The organism is Streptomyces sp. NPDC102278 (assembly GCF_044766345.1).
Taxonomy (GTDB): Bacteria; Actinomycetota; Actinomycetes; order Streptomycetales; family Streptomycetaceae; genus Streptomyces.
In genome coordinates this window covers 160,128-175,554 of record NZ_JBIWLV010000002.1, presented here as the reverse complement: position 1 = coordinate 175,554, position 15,427 = coordinate 160,128, and the positions used below count along the sequence as shown (strand labels likewise).

The 15,427-nt window shown below is 73.3% G+C and carries 16 protein-coding genes; 10 read left to right on the top strand and 6 right to left on the bottom strand.

The window, feature by feature from the left end; genetic code table 11:
• Window positions 1-156: 156 nt before the first annotated feature.
• A complete protein-coding gene (locus tag ACIRO3_RS05600) occupies window positions 157-750 on the bottom strand; it encodes a TetR family transcriptional regulator (protein WP_404132794.1) in 594 nt (197 codons plus the stop codon).
• Between the two features lie 111 nt (window positions 751-861).
• Between ACIRO3_RS05600 and ACIRO3_RS05595 the strand changes: the two genes are divergently transcribed.
• Window positions 862-1,110, top strand: coding sequence for a hypothetical protein (locus tag ACIRO3_RS05595; RefSeq protein WP_404132791.1), 249 nt, complete (start codon window positions 862-864; stop codon window positions 1,108-1,110).
• A gap of 119 nt (window positions 1,111-1,229) precedes the next feature.
• Here ACIRO3_RS05595 and ACIRO3_RS05590 read toward each other — a convergent pair whose 3' ends face one another.
• On the bottom strand, window positions 1,230-2,414 hold the full coding sequence (locus tag ACIRO3_RS05590) for an epoxide hydrolase family protein (RefSeq protein WP_404132788.1): 1,185 nt from the start codon (window positions 2,412-2,414) through the stop codon (window positions 1,230-1,232).
• A 233-nt stretch (window positions 2,415-2,647) separates the two neighbouring features.
• Complete coding sequence (locus ACIRO3_RS05585; protein WP_404132785.1) at window positions 2,648-3,409, bottom strand: hypothetical protein; 762 nt, start codon at window positions 3,407-3,409, stop codon at window positions 2,648-2,650.
• A 302-nt stretch (window positions 3,410-3,711) separates the two neighbouring features.
• Here ACIRO3_RS05585 and ACIRO3_RS05580 point away from each other — a divergent pair, with 302 nt between their 5' ends.
• Window positions 3,712-5,667, top strand: coding sequence for a protein kinase (locus ACIRO3_RS05580; protein ID WP_404132783.1), 1,956 nt, complete (start codon window positions 3,712-3,714; stop codon window positions 5,665-5,667).
• Window positions 5,668-5,721: 54 nt separating this feature from the next.
• On the opposite strand, the gene ACIRO3_RS05575 is transcribed toward ACIRO3_RS05580, so the two are convergent.
• Window positions 5,722-6,144 (bottom strand): secondary thiamine-phosphate synthase enzyme YjbQ, encoded by a 423-nt coding sequence (locus tag ACIRO3_RS05575; RefSeq protein WP_361781824.1) that lies wholly within the window; start codon window positions 6,142-6,144, stop codon window positions 5,722-5,724.
• A 170-nt stretch (window positions 6,145-6,314) separates the two neighbouring features.
• Here ACIRO3_RS05575 and ACIRO3_RS05570 point away from each other — a divergent pair, with 170 nt between their 5' ends.
• From ACIRO3_RS05570 to ACIRO3_RS05560, 3 genes are all read left to right on the top strand, one after another.
• Window positions 6,315-7,514, top strand: a complete 1,200-nt coding sequence (locus ACIRO3_RS05570; RefSeq protein ID WP_404132780.1) for a YihY/virulence factor BrkB family protein — start codon at window positions 6,315-6,317, stop codon at window positions 7,512-7,514.
• Window positions 7,515-7,657: 143 nt separating this feature from the next.
• Complete coding sequence (locus ACIRO3_RS05565; protein ID WP_404132777.1) at window positions 7,658-8,086, top strand: phage holin family protein; 429 nt, start codon at window positions 7,658-7,660, stop codon at window positions 8,084-8,086.
• A complete protein-coding gene (locus tag ACIRO3_RS05560; protein WP_404132773.1) occupies window positions 8,083-8,598 on the top strand; it encodes a DUF3618 domain-containing protein in 516 nt (171 codons plus the stop codon). The genes ACIRO3_RS05565 and ACIRO3_RS05560 overlap by 4 nt, the downstream gene beginning before the upstream one ends.
• 82 nt (window positions 8,599-8,680) lie before the next feature.
• On the opposite strand, the gene ACIRO3_RS05555 is transcribed toward ACIRO3_RS05560, so the two are convergent.
• Window positions 8,681-10,399 (bottom strand): PP2C family protein-serine/threonine phosphatase, encoded by a 1,719-nt coding sequence (locus tag ACIRO3_RS05555; RefSeq protein ID WP_404132770.1) that lies wholly within the window; start codon window positions 10,397-10,399, stop codon window positions 8,681-8,683.
• A 359-nt stretch (window positions 10,400-10,758) separates the two neighbouring features.
• Between ACIRO3_RS05555 and ACIRO3_RS05550 the strand changes: the two genes are divergently transcribed.
• The 5 genes from ACIRO3_RS05550 (at window position 10,759) to ACIRO3_RS05530 (ending at window position 14,737) form a co-directional block, all read left to right on the top strand.
• Window positions 10,759-11,292, top strand: a complete 534-nt coding sequence (locus ACIRO3_RS05550) for a type 1 glutamine amidotransferase domain-containing protein (RefSeq protein WP_404132767.1) — start codon at window positions 10,759-10,761, stop codon at window positions 11,290-11,292.
• Window positions 11,293-11,402: 110 nt separating this feature from the next.
• Window positions 11,403-11,846 carry a hypothetical protein gene (locus tag ACIRO3_RS05545; protein WP_404132765.1) on the top strand — a complete coding sequence of 148 codons (444 nt, stop codon included), beginning with the start codon at window positions 11,403-11,405 and terminating at the stop codon, window positions 11,844-11,846.
• Complete coding sequence (locus ACIRO3_RS05540; RefSeq protein ID WP_404132763.1) at window positions 11,843-12,841, top strand: cation diffusion facilitator family transporter; 999 nt, start codon at window positions 11,843-11,845, stop codon at window positions 12,839-12,841. Before ACIRO3_RS05545 ends, ACIRO3_RS05540 begins: the two co-directional genes overlap by 4 nt.
• Window positions 12,842-13,010: 169 nt before the next feature.
• On the top strand, window positions 13,011-14,243 hold the full coding sequence (locus ACIRO3_RS05535; protein ID WP_404134076.1) for a PP2C family protein-serine/threonine phosphatase: 1,233 nt from the start codon (window positions 13,011-13,013) through the stop codon (window positions 14,241-14,243).
• A gap of 140 nt (window positions 14,244-14,383) precedes the next feature.
• Complete coding sequence (locus ACIRO3_RS05530) at window positions 14,384-14,737, top strand: PRC-barrel domain-containing protein (RefSeq protein ID WP_404132761.1); 354 nt, start codon at window positions 14,384-14,386, stop codon at window positions 14,735-14,737.
• Window positions 14,738-14,908: 171 nt separating this feature from the next.
• On the opposite strand, the gene ACIRO3_RS05525 is transcribed toward ACIRO3_RS05530, so the two are convergent.
• Entirely contained in the window at window positions 14,909-15,427 is a 519-nt protein-coding gene (locus ACIRO3_RS05525; protein WP_404132758.1) for a hypothetical protein, read from the bottom strand.

Genomic DNA, 15,427 nt, shown 5'->3' with positions numbered 1-15,427 from the left:
CGGCGCGCCTCCCCCTGTTGCCCCGACCTCCATTCTGCTTCCGTGCGGGGGGAGTTGACAGTCCTGCGACCGAACCCGTGCCGGGTCCCGCCGGTCGGCGCCGGTGGAGCCGGTCGGGCCGGAGCCGGCCGGTAGCCCTCAGCCGGCCGGTCGCCCTCAGCCGACCGGCTCCTGACCGACCAGCCTGCGCACCAGCCGCACCATCGAGGCGCGTTCGGACTCCGGCTCCGCGGGTCCGCCGAAGATCATGCGTACGGCCTGCGGCACGCTGAACCACCAGGCCCCCAGGGCGAGAACCGCGTAGAAGAGGTCGTCGGCTTCGAGCGAGGGGTCGAGCGTTCCGTTGGCCTGGGCTTCGGCGAGGGCCGCGACGCGCGCCCCGTAGGTCGCGGTCCGCTCGGTCTCCAACAGGGCGGGGGCGCCGCCGTCCTTGAGGCCCTCCCAGTGCAGGAGCCGGATGAACTGCGGGTGGGAGCGGTGGTAGTCGTACAGCTTGCCGGCGTACTCGCCCAGATCGGCGGCCTGGTCGACGGTCAGTGGAATGGCCGTCGCGATCCGCTCCAGCTCCGCCTCCAGGACGTGCCCGAAAAGCTGCTGCTTGTTGCCGAAGTACTGGTAGATCCGTTCCTTGTTCACTCCTGCCCGGGTGCTGACGCGCTCGATGCGCGCACCATCGAAACCGTGCTCGGAGAACTCGTCGACGGCGGCGTCCAGCAGCGCTTGTCGCGTACGTGCGGTGTCCCAGGCCATGGGGCCACCCTACGCCATCTCCAAACAGTCGTTTGGAGATCGTCGGTTGGTGTGCCTAATCTCCAACCGTCTGTTTGGAAGTTGTCGCGACGAGCAAGGAGTCGATTCGTCATGTCCCACACCGCGCCCGCGGGCCCGCCCCCCAAGCACCACATGGCCCTCATGATCTGGATGGCGGTCTTCCCCACCCTCACGGTGCTGGAACTGCTCCTGCACGACCGGCTCCAGCGCCTGCCCATGGTCCTGCGGACGCTCGTGCTGAGCGCGATCGTCGTACTGACCGTGGTCTACGTTCTGATGCCCCGGCTCCAGGTCGCCCGCGTCCGGCTCCTCGCCCGCGTTTCCCGCCGCCGGAACTGAGCGGGACCGACAGGACCCGGGGGCCCCACCGGGACGCCGTCGCCCGCCGCCGACCCCGCGGCGGGAGGCGTCGTCCGCAAGCTCGTCGTCCGCAGGCTCCACGGAACCGCCGGCCGCCGTCAGCCCGTCGCCGCCGCCCGGTACGGACGGAAGAAGGCGCGCAGCTCCTCGGCGTACAGCTCGGGTTCCTCGAACGGCGCGAAGTGCCCGCCGCGCGCGGGCTCGGTCACGCGCACGACGTTCGCCGTGCGTTCCAGCCATGCCCGCGGCGGGCGGACGATGTCACCCCGGAAGAGCGAGAACCCGGACGGCACCTCGACCCGGCGGGCGTGTTGCGCGGGCGGGATCGCGGCGTTCGCGCGGTACATGCGCATCGACGAGCCGATGGTCCCGGTGAGCCAGTACACCATGACGTTCGTCAGGACCTCGTCCTTCGTGAAGCGCCGTTCGACGTCACCGCCGCAGTCGCTCCACCCCCGCAGCTTCTCGACGATCCACGCGGCGAGCCCGGCCGGCGAGTCGGTCAGGCCGAACGCGGCGGTCTGCGGCTTCGTCCGGTGCAGGGCGGCGTAGGCGCCCTCGGCGGCGCCCCAGGACGCGACGTCGTGGAACCAGGCGCGTTCCTCGGGTGTGAGGTCTGCCGGGTCGCCGGTGTGGATCGGCAGCCCGGCGTCGGTGCGGTGGACGGCCACGACCCGCTCGGGGTGGTCGAGCCCGAGGTAGCGGCTCACGTGGCTGCCCATGTCCCCGCCCGCCGCGCCGAACCGCTCGTAACCGAGTACGCCCATCAGCTCGGCCCACAGGCCGGCCACGGCGATGGCGTCGAGGGGCGGCCCGACGGGGCGGTCCGAGTAGCCGAACCCCGGCATGTCGGGCACGACCACGTCGAACGCGTCGGCGGGATCGGCGCCGTGCGCACCGGGGTCGGTGAGGAGGGGGATGACCTTGGAGTAGCGCCAGAACGAGTCCGGCCAGCCGTGACTGAGGACGAGAGGCAGGGCGGGCCGGCCGGAACCCGCCGGTTCCACGGCCCTGACGTGCACGAAGTGGACTCCCAGCCCGCCGAGCGCCACACGGTGGTGGGGGAGTCGGGCGAGCTCCGCCTCCCGCGCGGGCCAGTCGAAGCCGTCCGCCCAGTGGGCGACGAGCTCGCGCAGGTAGCCGAGGTCGGTCCCGAGCGACCATCCGGCGTCCTCGGCTTCGTCCGGCCACCGTGTCGCGCGCAGCCGCGCGGCGAGGTCCTCGAGCGCCGCCGGAGCGGTCCGGAGGACGAACGGCTCGGGGCGGGGAGAGGCGTCCGACATGGGGCCCATCGTACGAGCCGCACCACGCCCCGGCCGGCAGCGGCGGTGGAAACACGACCTCCGGGCCGGCCGGCGTCGGTCCGTCCACGCGCGGCGCGGGGATCCCGCGCAGGTGAAGGCCGAAGAAGTCGCCGACGTACGCCCCCACGGCCATGGTGGCCGACGCCGCCGCTCCGCCGACGGGTGCCCGGCCAAGCCGGTGTGGCGGGAGTCGATCGGCCGGGAGCACCGCCTCAGCGGACGGCCAGGACCTCCTCCTCCGCGGGGGGTACGACGGGGTTGGGTTCCAGGAAGTCGCCGTAGGAGTACTCCGCCGGCTCGGCGCCCGCCTCCGTGCGCTTGAGCAGGTACGGACGGCCCTCGACGGCGATGTAGCTCGTCGCGGTGTTCCCCCGCGCGTCCTGGGAGGTGACGACGTCGACCGGCGTGCCGTCGAGGACGTCACGCCGGACGAACCGGGCGGTCGGCTGGTCCCGGCGGTCCTCCAGGAACTCGGTGAACGGTCGGGCCAGTTCGCGCACGGCCGCGATGTCGGCGCTCGCCGCGGTGTATCGGCTCTGCTTCACCCAGCGGCCCGCGAACCTCGCGACCGCCGCGTCCGAGACCTGCCGCGGGGAGTCCTTCAAGCCGTGCCGGATGAAGCCCTCGTCACTCTTGGTGTAGACGTGGTCGACCGTCACGAAGATCTCCGACCGGCCGATTCCCGCGTACACCACTTCCCCCGCGCTGTCGGTGTCCGTGTCCAGGGCGAGCGAGGCCGTCACCTTCACGCCTTCCACGACCGTCTCGGAGCGGAGCTTCTTCGGGTGGGCCCGCTGCGTGGTCTCGTAGCCGCGGACCAGGAGCGTGGACGCGGGGACGTCGGGCGACGCCGCAGCGGAGGTCGGGGCCGCGGGGACCGCCCGGGGGTCGGACCCGGTCGGGCCGCAGGCGGCGAGGGCGAGCCCGGCGAGGCAGGCTACCGCTGTGGTGGTGGCGTGTGTTCTGGCGGGCATGGTCGTCCCTCTGTCGTGCTCTCGTTCGCTTCGCGGTGCGCTGAAGGTATCCGCACCGCACGGGACCCGCCCCCCCGCCCCCCCCGCCCGGCCGCCCACGCCGCCGCCCCCGGCTCCGGCCGCCCGCTTCGGCCGCCACCGGGACGACGGCGCCCCACACGGCGAGTCCGGGATGTCCCGGGTGGCCGGGTCCGGCCGGGGCGCGGGGCCGGAACGGCCGCCGGACGGGGGGACTTGACCTGTTGCCGGTCCGGGTCGCTCGGGTAGGTTTCTGGAAACAATTCCAATTCGATGGGGCTGACGTGTTAGAGCTGAGCGGGAGTGGGGCCGGGCCGCTGGAGGCGGGGGATCCGCGGCGGATCGGTTCCATTCCGTTGGCGGGGCGACTCGGCGCCGGCGGCATGGGGCGGGTGTACCTCGGGGTCCATGACGGCCGGTACGTCGCCGTCAAGCAGTTGCTGGCCTCCGTCGTGGGCGAGGACGAGGACTTCCTGCGCCGTTTCGGGCACGAGTTGGACAACCTCTCCCGGTTGCCCGACGAGGCCACCGCGCCGCTGCTGGCCAGTGACCGGACCGCCCGGCCCCCGTGGTTCGTGACCGCGTACATTCCCGGGGTCACGCTGAGCAAGGCCGTCGAGTCGTACGGCGGCGGGCTCCCCGCCGACGCGCTGTGGTTGTTGCTGCGCGAGGCCGCCGCCGGGCTGAAGTCGGTACACGGGCTCGGGATGGTGCACCGGGACCTCAAACCGTCCAACGTCATGCTGACCCTGGCCGGCCTCACCCTCATCGACTTCGGCATCGCCCGGGCCGCCGAACAGAGCCAACTGACCAGAACCGGCATGGTGGTGGGCACGCCCGCCTACATGGCGCCGGAACAGGCCTCGGGAAAGCGCGAGGTCAGCGGCGCCACCGACGTGTTCGCCCTGGGCTCGGTACTCGCGTTCGCGGCAGCCGGCAGGCCGCCCTTCGGCGAGGAGTCGGGGCACGGCGTCCTGTACCGCATCGTCCACGAGGAACCGGAACTGGACTCCTTGCGGGAGCGGGACCCCGAACTCGCCGACCTCGTCGCGGCCTGCCTCGACAAGGACCCCGAGGGCCGTCCCACCGCCGACGAACTGCACGAACGTGCCGTGCGCCGGGGCCCGTTCGTCGAGCCGTTGTGGCCCGCGGCCATCACGGCGAGCCTGCGGGAGCGGGCCGCCTTCGCCGCCAACGTGCCGGACATCGACGTACCGACGCTGCCGCTCACCGGCCAGGAGCCGGAGCCGCCCACGGACCCCGCCGCGAAGCCCGGCGCGGACACCGCCCCGAAGGCGGACGCGAAACGCGTGCCCGACCCCGAGCCCGTGCCCGCACCCGAAGGCGAAGTCGAGCCGGCGAAGGACCCGCGGCCCGCCGAACGGCCACGGCGCCGTACCAGGGTCCTGCTCGCCGTCATCCCCGTCGTCGTGGTCGCGGGCGGCACGACACTGGCCCTCCAACACCTGCCGTACACGTCCTCGCCGCCGCAGGCCGGCGCCCGGGGCGACCGGTCGGCCCCGGCCGCGGCGTCCCCCGACGGGAAGCCGCCGACATCGGGCGGCGCCCCGTCGAGCCAAGCCTCCCCAGGGCAGTCCCCGGCCCAGGCGAACCCCGGCGGGGTGGCCGCCAACGCCGGGCAGGCGGGAACGGGCGCCCCCCGGCCCGCGGCCGTCGGCGGCGCGGGAACCGGCCCGGGAACCGGACCCGGCCCCGTGCCCGGCCCGGGCCCCGGGGGCGGCGCACAGAACGGCGCCGGCGGCTCCGTGAACGGCGCGGGCGGCTCCGCGAACGGCGGCAACCCCGGCGGTGCCGACGGCCCGCGTCCCCCCGGTGGGGGCTCGTCCACCGCCCCCGTACCTCCCAAGACCCCCGACTCCGGCACCTACCGCTACCGGAACGGCAACAAGGGAGAGTGCATCACCCAGGTCTTCGGGGCGTCGGACCACGGCGACTGCTCCGACTCCTCCGCGCGGTGGACCGTCCGCAGCGCGTCGAACGGCAGCTTCAAACTCGTCAACCAGCAGAGCGGCCAGTGCCTCTACTCCAACGGCCTCGGCCAGGCCGTCTTCGTCGGCGACTGCGCCCAGGACATCGGCCGGCTGTGGCGTACCGGCTCGGGCGGCAGCCTCCGCAGCGACTACGGCGGCGGTTGCCTCGACCTCGGCATGAGCAGCGGTCTGATCACGAGCACCTGCGGCGGGGACGCGTCGCAGCGCTGGACGAAGCAGACCGGGTGAGGCGGTGGGGCTCCCGAGCCGGGTCGCCATGGGTTCGATGGAGAAGGCGCGGTCTCAGGCCAGGAAGGAGAGCCGTACCGTGCGCCGGGGGTTGTCCCGGTTGGTGTCCACCAGGACCACCGACTGCCAGGTCCCCAGCGCCAGTTCGCCCCCCACCACGGGCAGCGTGGCGTGCGGCGGTACCAGGGCCGGCAACACGTGGTCACGGCCGTGCCCCGGCGAGCCGTGCCGGTGGCGCCAGCGGTCGTCGGCGGGCAGCAGCGAACGCAGGGCCTCCAACAGGTCGTCGTCACTGCCGGCGCCCGTCTCGATGACGGCCAGTCCGGCCGTCGCGTGCGGGGTGAACACGTTGAGCAGTCCGTCGCGACCACGGGCGGCGTCCCGGAGGAAGGCCGCGCAGGCCGAGGTCAGGTCGTGCACGGTCTCCGCGGAGCCGGTGGTCACGTCGATGGTCCGGGTGGTGAAGGTGTCTGTCACGCAGTCATCCTCTCCCCCCGCCGCGAACGCGGGCCGCCGCCCCACCGCCTCCGGTACGAGAACCCGTCCCCCGGGCGGTCCGTGGCCCGGGCCGCCCGGGGGAGCGGAGCGCACCCAGGCGGGGATCCGACGCGCTGATTGAGGCCGCGTATCGCGGACATCCGCTCGGTATGGCAGCGCTATGGGAACGCAAGCACCACGAGCCGGAGCGGAAGGACGGGCGGCTACCGCACCGGCCCGCGGCCGCGGACGTCGACCGGGAACCGCCCCCCGCGGCCCCGCCCGGCGACCGCGGCGACAGTCCGGGCGGGGCGCCCGGGCAGGAGCCGGCGCGTGGCCGGGTCGGGCCGGATCCGAGCGTGGAGCGCGACGAGCCCGACCGGCCCACGGAGATGCCGAAGCACGCCTGGGGCAAGGTACTGAAGGGCACCCTGAAGGAGTTCGGCGACGACGAACTCGGCGACCGGGCGGCCGCGCTGACGTACTACGGCATCCTCGCGCTCTTCCCGGCGCTGCTCGTCCTCACCTCCCTGCTCGGGCTGGCCGGCCCGTCCACGGCGCAGCGCGCACTGGATCAGCTGGAGCAGCTCGCGCCCGCCTCCGCCCGCGACGTGGTGGCCGACGCGGTGCAACAGTTGCAGGGCCGCAGCGGCATCGGGTCCGTGGTCGCCGTCGTCGGCCTGGTGGTGGCCGTCTGGTCCGCGTCCGGGTACGTCGGCGCGTTCATCCGCGCCGCCAACGCCGTCTACGACATGCCCGAGGGACGGCCCGTCTGGGTGGTGCTGCCGGTGCGGCTCGGCGTGACGGTCGTGCTGATGGTGATGGCCGTCGCGAGCGCCCTGATCGTCGTCTTCACCGGCGGCGTCGCCCGCCGGGCCGGCGATGTGCTGGGCCTCGGCGACACCGCGCTCACGGTCTGGTCCATCGCCAAGTGGCCCGTCCTGGTCGTTCTGGTCACGAGCATGATCGCCCTGCTGTACTGGGCGACCCCGAACGCCAAGGGCCGCGGCTTCAAGTGGATCACGCCGGGCAGTCTGCTCGCCCTGCTGATCTGGCTCGCCGCCTCGGTCGGATTCGCCGTCTACGTGGCGAACTTCGCCTCCTACAACAAGACCTACGGCACCCTCGCGGGCGTGGTCGTCTTCCTCGTCTGGCTGTGGATCACCAACCTGGCCATCCTCCTCGGCCTGGAATTCGACGCCGAGATGTCCCGCCGGCGCGCCATCATGGGCGGTCATCCGGCCGACGAGGAGCCCTACGTACGCCCCCGCGACACCCGCGCGTGGAGCCGGGAGGAACGGGAACGCGCCGAGCACCATCCGGTGCCGGGCGACGGGCCGGACGGGCACGCGGAAGGCGCCCGGGTCTGAGCGCTCACCGGCGAGTGCGCGCCCCCAGACGGGGAAGACGCCACCGGTACGAGACGAGCCGCCTCCGCAACCGAAACCGAGGCCACACGACGTACCGGGCGACGCCACCGGCCCGCCCGCGCAAGGAAGGCAGATCTCCGACCATGTACTCCTCAGCCGACCACTCACCCCACGACCACGACGACACCGTTTCCGCCTCGACGAGCGCCCTCGTCAAGCAGGCTTCGGAGCAACTGACCCTGCTGGTCCGCCAGGAACTGAACCTGGCCACCGCCGAGATGCGCGCGAAGGGCAAGGGCCTGGGTCTCGGCGCCGGCCTCCTCAGCGGAGCCGGTCTCTTCGGCATCCTGGCGCTCCAGGGCCTCGCCGCGACCGGCATCGTCGCCCTGGCCCTCGTCCTGCCGCTGTGGGCCGCGGCCCTGATCGTCACCGGCGTCCTCGCCGTGATCGCGGCCGTCCTGGCGGCGGCCGGCAAGAAGCAGGCGGTCCGCGCCACCCCGCCCGCGCCCGAGCAGGCCATCGACAGCGTGAAGGCCGACGTGGCCGAAATCAAGGAAAGGGCACATCGATGACCGACGACCACACCCACGCGGACAAGGATCCGGCCACCCCGGACGAGTTGCGCGCACAGATCGAGACGACCCGTGACGAGTTGGGCCGGACCGTGGAGGCGTTGGCCGCCAAGGCGGACGTCAAGGCCCGCGCCCAGGACAAGGCCGCCGAGCTCAAGGCCGAAACCCGGGACAAGGCGGCCGAGGTGAAGGCGGGCGCGCAGGAGAAGGCCGCCGAACTCAAGGCCCGGGCCCACGACACGGCCGTCGAGGTGAAGGCAGGCGCCCAGGAGAAGGTCTCGGCCGTGGTCCACGCGGCGCAGGACAGGATCCCGGAGCCCGTGGCACGAAAGGCGGCGTCCCTGACCGGCGCCCTGGAAGCCGGGATCCGGGACGTCACCCCCGACAGGGGACGCGCGGAGGCGAGCCGGGCCGCCGAGGTCGCACGCCGCCACCCCGCGCTGGTGGCGGCCGGGTGCGCCGTCCTCGCGTACGGCCTGGTGCGCCGGTACAGGGGACGCCAGGGGCGGTGACCCCCCGGACGCTGCCGTCCGCGCGGGTCCGCGGCCCGGGCCCGGACCTGCCCCCGGTCCGGCTCCGGGCCCCCCGCCGCCCTCAGTCGATGCGGATCGCCACCAGACAGGTGTCGTCCTCGTTCGCCTCGGGCGTGTACGCGGCCATGATGCGATCGAGGGCCTGATCGGCTTCGAGCCCCTCGCACGTGGCCAAGGTCCTGCGCAGGACCTCGATTCCCCGCGTGATGTCCTCGCCGCGCCGCTCGACCATGCCGTCGGTGTAGAGGAGGAGGAGGTCACCCGGACGCAGGGAGACGGTCGCGCTCGTGTACTCGTGGCCGGGCAGCAGCCCGAACAGCGGTCCCCGGTGTCCCGTGTCCAGTGCCGTGGCCTCGGAACCGCGCAGCAGCAGGGGCGGCGGATGACCGGCGCAGGCCCAGTCGAGGTTCCGCTCCGAGTCGATGTGGCCGATGATCGCGGTCGCCGTCTGGGCGGCCGGGTCACCGCACAGCAGCTCGTTCATCCACGTGGTGAGCCGTCCCGCGTCGGTACGCGGCGCGTGGGCCAGCCCCGCGAGGGCGTGCCTTTGCTGGGCCATGCGGGCGACCGCGCTCAGACCGTGACCGCAGGCGTCGCCGATGGCGAGTAGGATCCGCCCGTCCGGCAACAGCCTGCACTTGTACCAGTCGCCGCCCACCGCCGCGTCCTCCTCGGCCGGCAGGTACGCGGCGGCGACCGTGACTCCCAGCTCGGCGAGTTCCGCCGAGTGCGTCGGCAGCAGGGCCTCCCGTAACGCCGAGGCGACGCGCCGCTCCGCGGCGGCCTCCTTGCGCAACTGTTCGGACTGCCGCCGGGTCTCCGCGAGCCGCTGTCGGCTGCGGACCTCCGCCGTGAGATCGCGCGCGATCAGGTGCAGGGCCCAGGGCATCCCGTCCGTCGCGATGACGGGATGCCCCACCAGGTGGAGGGTGCGGACCTCGCCGAGCACGCTGAACCGCACTTCGGCGCCGGGCGGCTCCTCCCCGTCGAGCAGGGCCGTCAGCAGTCTGCCGAAGCGCGGAACGTCCTCCAGCAGCACCGAGTCGCTGAGTTCGGCGAGGGAGAGCTGCCGATCGGGACCGGTGCGGAAGATCGCGGACAGGCCCTCCGACCAGGTGACGACGCCGGAGAGGAGATCCCAGGCGCCCCAGCCCATCGAGGCGATGTACTGCGCGTCGAGCGAGAGCAGCTCCGACGGGTTGCGGGCGGCCCTCCAGGTGGCCAGCACCTGGTCCCCGCACGACGCGGCGTCGTACAACAGCCTCGTGCGGTGGAGCCCGTCGCTGCGCTGCTCGGTGTAGTCCACGGCATGGGCCTTGAGCGCGCGTCCGGTGCCCAGTACGCCCGCGAGCGCGCTCAGGAGCCCGCCCGCCGCGGCGCCCGGCTGGACCTCCAGCAGGCGCCGGCCGACCTGCCGGTCGGGGGCGTCGAGCCACTGCGCGGAGCGCACGTGGTTCCCCGCCTTGACCGTGAAGTCGACGGTACGGCCGTCGGCGTCCCGTACGGGTGCGAGCAGGGCGGCCGACACGGGGATGGCGGGCAGGGTGGCGCAGACACAGGCCCAGGGGTCGTGGCCGTCGGCGTCGTCACCGCAGCCGTGTCCGGGGCCGTCACCCCCACCGCAGGGGCACGGCTGCGCGGGCGCTTCGGCCGCGGGGCGCGACGGCTCCCCGTCCTGCCACAGCCCGGCAGCGCGTCGCGCCGCGGCCCGCCGGCTGCTCACCTCGCGGGCGATGAGCCGCTTGAGCGTCTCCGGGTCCTGCGGGACGAACGGCGTCACGGAACTTCACCGGCCCGGCCGGCCCGCTCCGTCGCCGGACCCGCCGCCGGACGCGTCCCGCACGAGGCCACGACGTGCTCCACCGGCTCCCTCGGGCCTACCCGCGCGGCCCGCCTCGTGTCTTCGCACCGCACCATGCGCTCAGCCTCCGATCTCCCACCCATGAAACATGCGGGCCGGGCTCGGCGCCCGGCGAAGCAACCGGGGATCGGCCGGGGATCGGCCGGGGGAGTAATCGGATGATTGCGACACGAGGAGCCGGGCAGGCGCGGGGTGCGATTGAACCCACCGGCCCCGGCCCCACGCCCCCGCACGAACGGCGGGGATGCCGGAGCCCCGAACCGAAGGAAGTGAACGCGGTGCGCATCGCATTCCTGACCGCGCCCGAGGGCGTCGAGGAAGTCGAACTGACCGAACCGTGGGAGGCCGCCCTGGCAGCCGGCTGGAACCCGCAACTCGTATCGACGGAAGCGGGACAGGTCCAGGCCTTCGACCACCTCGACAAGGCGGGCAGGTTCACCGTGGACCACGTACTCGCCGGTGACACCTCGGACGCCTTCGACGCGCTCGTACTGCCCGGAGGCGTCGCCAACCCGGACGCGCTGCGGATGGACGAGCGGGCCGTCGGGTTCGTCAAGAGCTTCTTCGACGCGGGCAAGCCCGTCGCCGCGATCTGTCACGCCCCCTGGACGCTGGTGGAAGCCGAGGTCGTGCGCGGCCGCACCCTGACCTCGTGGCCGAGTCTGGCCACCGACATCCGCAACGCGGGCGGCACCTGGGTGGACGAGGAGGTCCACGTCTGCCGCGCCGCTCCCGGCACGCTGGTGACCAGTCGCAAGCCCGACGACCTGGACGCCTTCTGCGCCACCTTCGTCAAGGAGTTCGCCGCCTGATCCGCCCCGCGACGCGTCCGTGCGCGGGCCGCCCCGGGCCCCTTCGGCCGTACGGGCGCCGCGCACCCGCGGACCGCATACGGGTCCGGGCCCCGGGCAGGCGCAGGGGCATGGACTACTCCACCACGCATCCCCCGCGGTTCCGCGTCACCGTCGAGGGAGAGCGCTTCACCTGTGAGGAAGCCCAGGGCCTGGGCCCCCGGGAGAACGACGGCGACCCCGGGCGGGACCTCGCGGTGACCCTGACCGGCTGCGTCCTCGCCGACGCCCCCCACGCCCTGGCCTGGGCGCTCGCGGAGGAAGCCGACGCACCGCGCCCCGTCTCCCTCGCCATCGACGAGACGGACGCGGCCGGCCGCCGAGTGCTCACCACCTGGGAGCTGACCGGCGCGGCGCCCGCCCAGCTCCAGGGCACCGAGACGAGGGCGGCGGACCACGAGAACCGCATCGCACGGCTCACCCTGAACGCGACCCGCATCACCGAGGTACCGGGCGCCGCAGGACCTGGTACCGCCGCGATCCGGGGCACCGCGGCGCCCGCGGACAGGCGATGACGGGTTCCGCCGGGACGGCGACCGAACGCGACGGCGAAACCCGCGTCACGGTGTGGGTGGCCCTCGGCGCGAACCTGGTCATCTGCGTGGCCAAGGGCATCGGCGGCGTCATCGCCGGCTCCCCGGCCCTGCTGTCCGAGGCGGCGCACTCCGTGGCCGACAGCCTCAACGAGGTCTTCCTGCTGGCGTCGGTCAAACGCAGCAGGCGCCCGGCGGACAAGCACCACCCCTTCGGTTACGGCAAGGAGCGCTTCTTCTGGTCTCTGCTCGCGGCCGTGGGCATCTTCGTCACCGGCGGCTGCTTCTCGGTCTTCCAGGGCATCGAGGCGTTCCGTTCCGGCGGCTCGGAATCGCACGAGGGCTACGTCATCGGACTGATCGTGCTCTTCGCGGCGCTGCTCGCCGAAGGGGCCTCGCTGGTCCGCGCCGTGCGCCAGGTGCGCGGCCAGGCCAGGAACACCGGACGCAGCACCACCGAGGAGATCCGCCAGGTACGCGACCCGGCCCTGCGCACCGTCCTGGCCGAGGACAGCACGGCCTGCGCCGGTGTCGTCCTCGCCATGATCGGCATGGCACTCCACATGGTGACCGGTGACGTGGCGTACGAGGCGTGGGCCTCCATCCTGATCGGGGTCCTGCTCGTCTACGTGGCGTACACCCTGGGCAAGGGAGCCCGGGCGCAACTGATCGGCGAGGCCGCCGATCCGGCCATGCAGAGCGAGGTACGGGCCCTGCTGTGCCGGCAGCCCGAGATCGACTCGGTCACGGCGCTGCTCACGATGCAGCTCGGGCCGGACACGGTTCTGCTGGCCGCCGGCATCGACCTCACGGCCGGCTACGACAGCGAGACCGTCGAGGACGCGATGGTCCGCATCCGGGACGAGCTGAAGGCACGATGGCCCGAGTTGGACCAGGTGTTCCTCGACGTCACCGACGCCGCGGCGGCCCGCCGCACGGCCGAGCGCAAGGGAGCGCAACACCCGGCGGGCACCTGAGGCCCCCGACCTCCCGGGCGGGGGAGCCGCGAGCCACCCCCCCCACGCGGAGGGGGCCGCCGGCGCGCGACGTGCGTCCACGGCGAAACCCGCCCGTGTGTGATGCACTGGATCCACCGGCGCGGGAGATGAGTCTGTGGCGATCGATCGGCGGGACGGCGAGGCGAACATGCTGGCCGGCCTCTTGGCGGCCGGTCACCTCATGCCGATGGACCTCCTGCCGGCCACGGTCGCCGAACACGCGGCCCGGGCCGGCTTGCGCCACGTACGGATCTACGTGGCAGACATGCAGGAGCGCGTGCTCCGGCTGCTGCCCCTCCCACCAGCGACCGGGCCGGGGGCGACGGCGGCCCGCGCGGACGAACGAGAGATCAGGATCGACGGCACCCTCGCCGGGCGGGCCTACCAGCACGGGGAGATCGTGCACACGGCGGCGGACCCGGACCACGCGCAGTGGTGGGTGCCGATGCTGAACGGCAGCGAACGGCTCGGCCTGCTGCGACTCACCCCGGACGACGGCGACGCGCCCGCCCGCCGGGACGCCGAGGCCCTGGCCTCCCTGACCGCCCTGCTGATCGTCACCAAGAGCGACCAGAGCGACGCCTACGCGCGGCTCGTGCGCACGGCCCCCATGAACGTGGCGGCCGAGATGCAGTGGCACCTGATCCCACCGCGGACGTACGCGGACGGTCGGGTCGTCGTCGCCGCCACGATGGAGCCCGCCTACGAGATCAGCGGGGACGCCTTCGACTACGCGATGGCGGGCCCGGTCGTCCACCTCTCGGTGTTCGACGCCATGGGCCACGACACGGCGGCCGGACTGGCCGCGAACCTCGCCGTCGGAGCGTGCCGCAACGCCCGGCGGCAAGGGGCCGACCTGGTGGGCGTGAGCGAGCGGGTGGAGGAGGTGCTGCTCGAACAGTTCCGGCGGAGCATCTACGTGACGGGCGTCCTCGCCGACCTGGACACGCGTACCGGCGTCCTCACGTGGGTCAACCGGGGCCATCTCCCGCCGCTGGTCATCAGGGGCGGTCGCTGGGCAGGCCAATTGGCCTGCCCGGCCGCCCATCCCATGGGCACCGACCTGGGGCTGCCCGTCCGTACGTGCAGGGAGCAACTGGAGCCGGGGGACTGCCTCGTCCTGTACACCGACGGCATCACGGAGGCGCGACGGCCCGGTTCCACGGAGTTCGGCCTCGCGAACTTCACCGACTTCCTGATCCGTCACCACGCCGATGGTCTGCCCCTGCCGGAGACGTTGCGTCGCCTCGTCCGCGCCGTCATGGGTCACCACGACGGGCGGCTCCAGGACGACGCGACCGTGCTGTTGTGCGAGTGGTTCGGCCCCGACGCCGAACCCACCCGGACGGCGGCGGCGCGCACGGGAGTGGTCCCGCGCTGAGTGGCCCCGTGTGGGGCGGGGCTTTCAGGGCAGGCGACCCTGTGGCGGTTCTTCCGCGGTTCTTCCGCGGCTCTCCGGGCCATCGAGAACGCCGGGGCGAAACAAGGGCCGCACACCGATCGGCTGAAGGGGTTGTTCGTATGACTGAGAATGTGTGGGGTTACAGCGAGACGTCCGGTCGACTGGCCGGCGCCGATCTGACGGGCTTCAAGGTCGAGGCCACGGACGGCTCCATCGGCAAGGTCGACAAGCACTCCGACGAGGTCGACTCCTCCTACCTGGTGGTCGACACCGGCCCGTGGATCTTCGGCAAGGAAGTGCTCCTGCCGGCCGGCACGGTGAGCCGGGTCGAGTTGGAAGAGCAGCGGATCTACGTCAACCGGACGAAGGAACAGATCAAGCACGCTCCCGAGTTCATCCAGGACAAGCACCTCCAGGACGCGGACTACCACCGTCAGATCGGCCGCTACTACGACGAGCCGCACACCTTCTGACGGGCGCCCTGCGGGTGCCTGACGGGTGCCTGACGCCGCCTTTCGAGGGCCGGCGCCTCGACGGAGCCGGGGCGGACACCCACACGGTGTCCGCCCCGGCCCCGCGTCCCGGGTCGTGGTGCCCCGGGGCCCACGGGTGCACGGGTGCGCCCGGGACGTCGGGGTGTGCGGTCAGGTCTTGAGGAGGCGGTTGAAGAAGGAGCGGTAGCGTTGCAGCGCGAGCCGCAGGTCCTCCGTCGCGACCTCCTCGCCGCGGCCCCACTGGCCCTCCAGCTCCTGCTTGTGGGTGGAGAAGGTCCGGGCGAGTTCCTGCATCACCTCGGCCACCAGCGTGTCCGCGGACGTCACGGCCTCCTTCGGGTCGTCGACGAAGCGTCCCTGGATCTCGGCCCACCGCTCGCGGAAGCCCGCCGTCTCCGCGCCGGCCAACAGCGGCTCGTCCCGCTCGTCCTGCCCACCGCGCGCATCGGCGCGCTCGGGGCCCTCCGCGGCGCGCTCCGGGTCGTCCGCGAGGGAGTCGGGTGCCCCGCCGCCCCGCGTACCGTCCTGCGCGTCGGTGGTCTCGCCCTCCAGGGCCGTCGACTCGCCGGGGTACACGGCCTGGCCGCCGGTCGCACCCGGATTGGCGAGGTTCTCCGTGGTCAGCCGGTCCTCGTCGCCGCGGCCCGCCGTGTCACCGTGTTCCCGCAT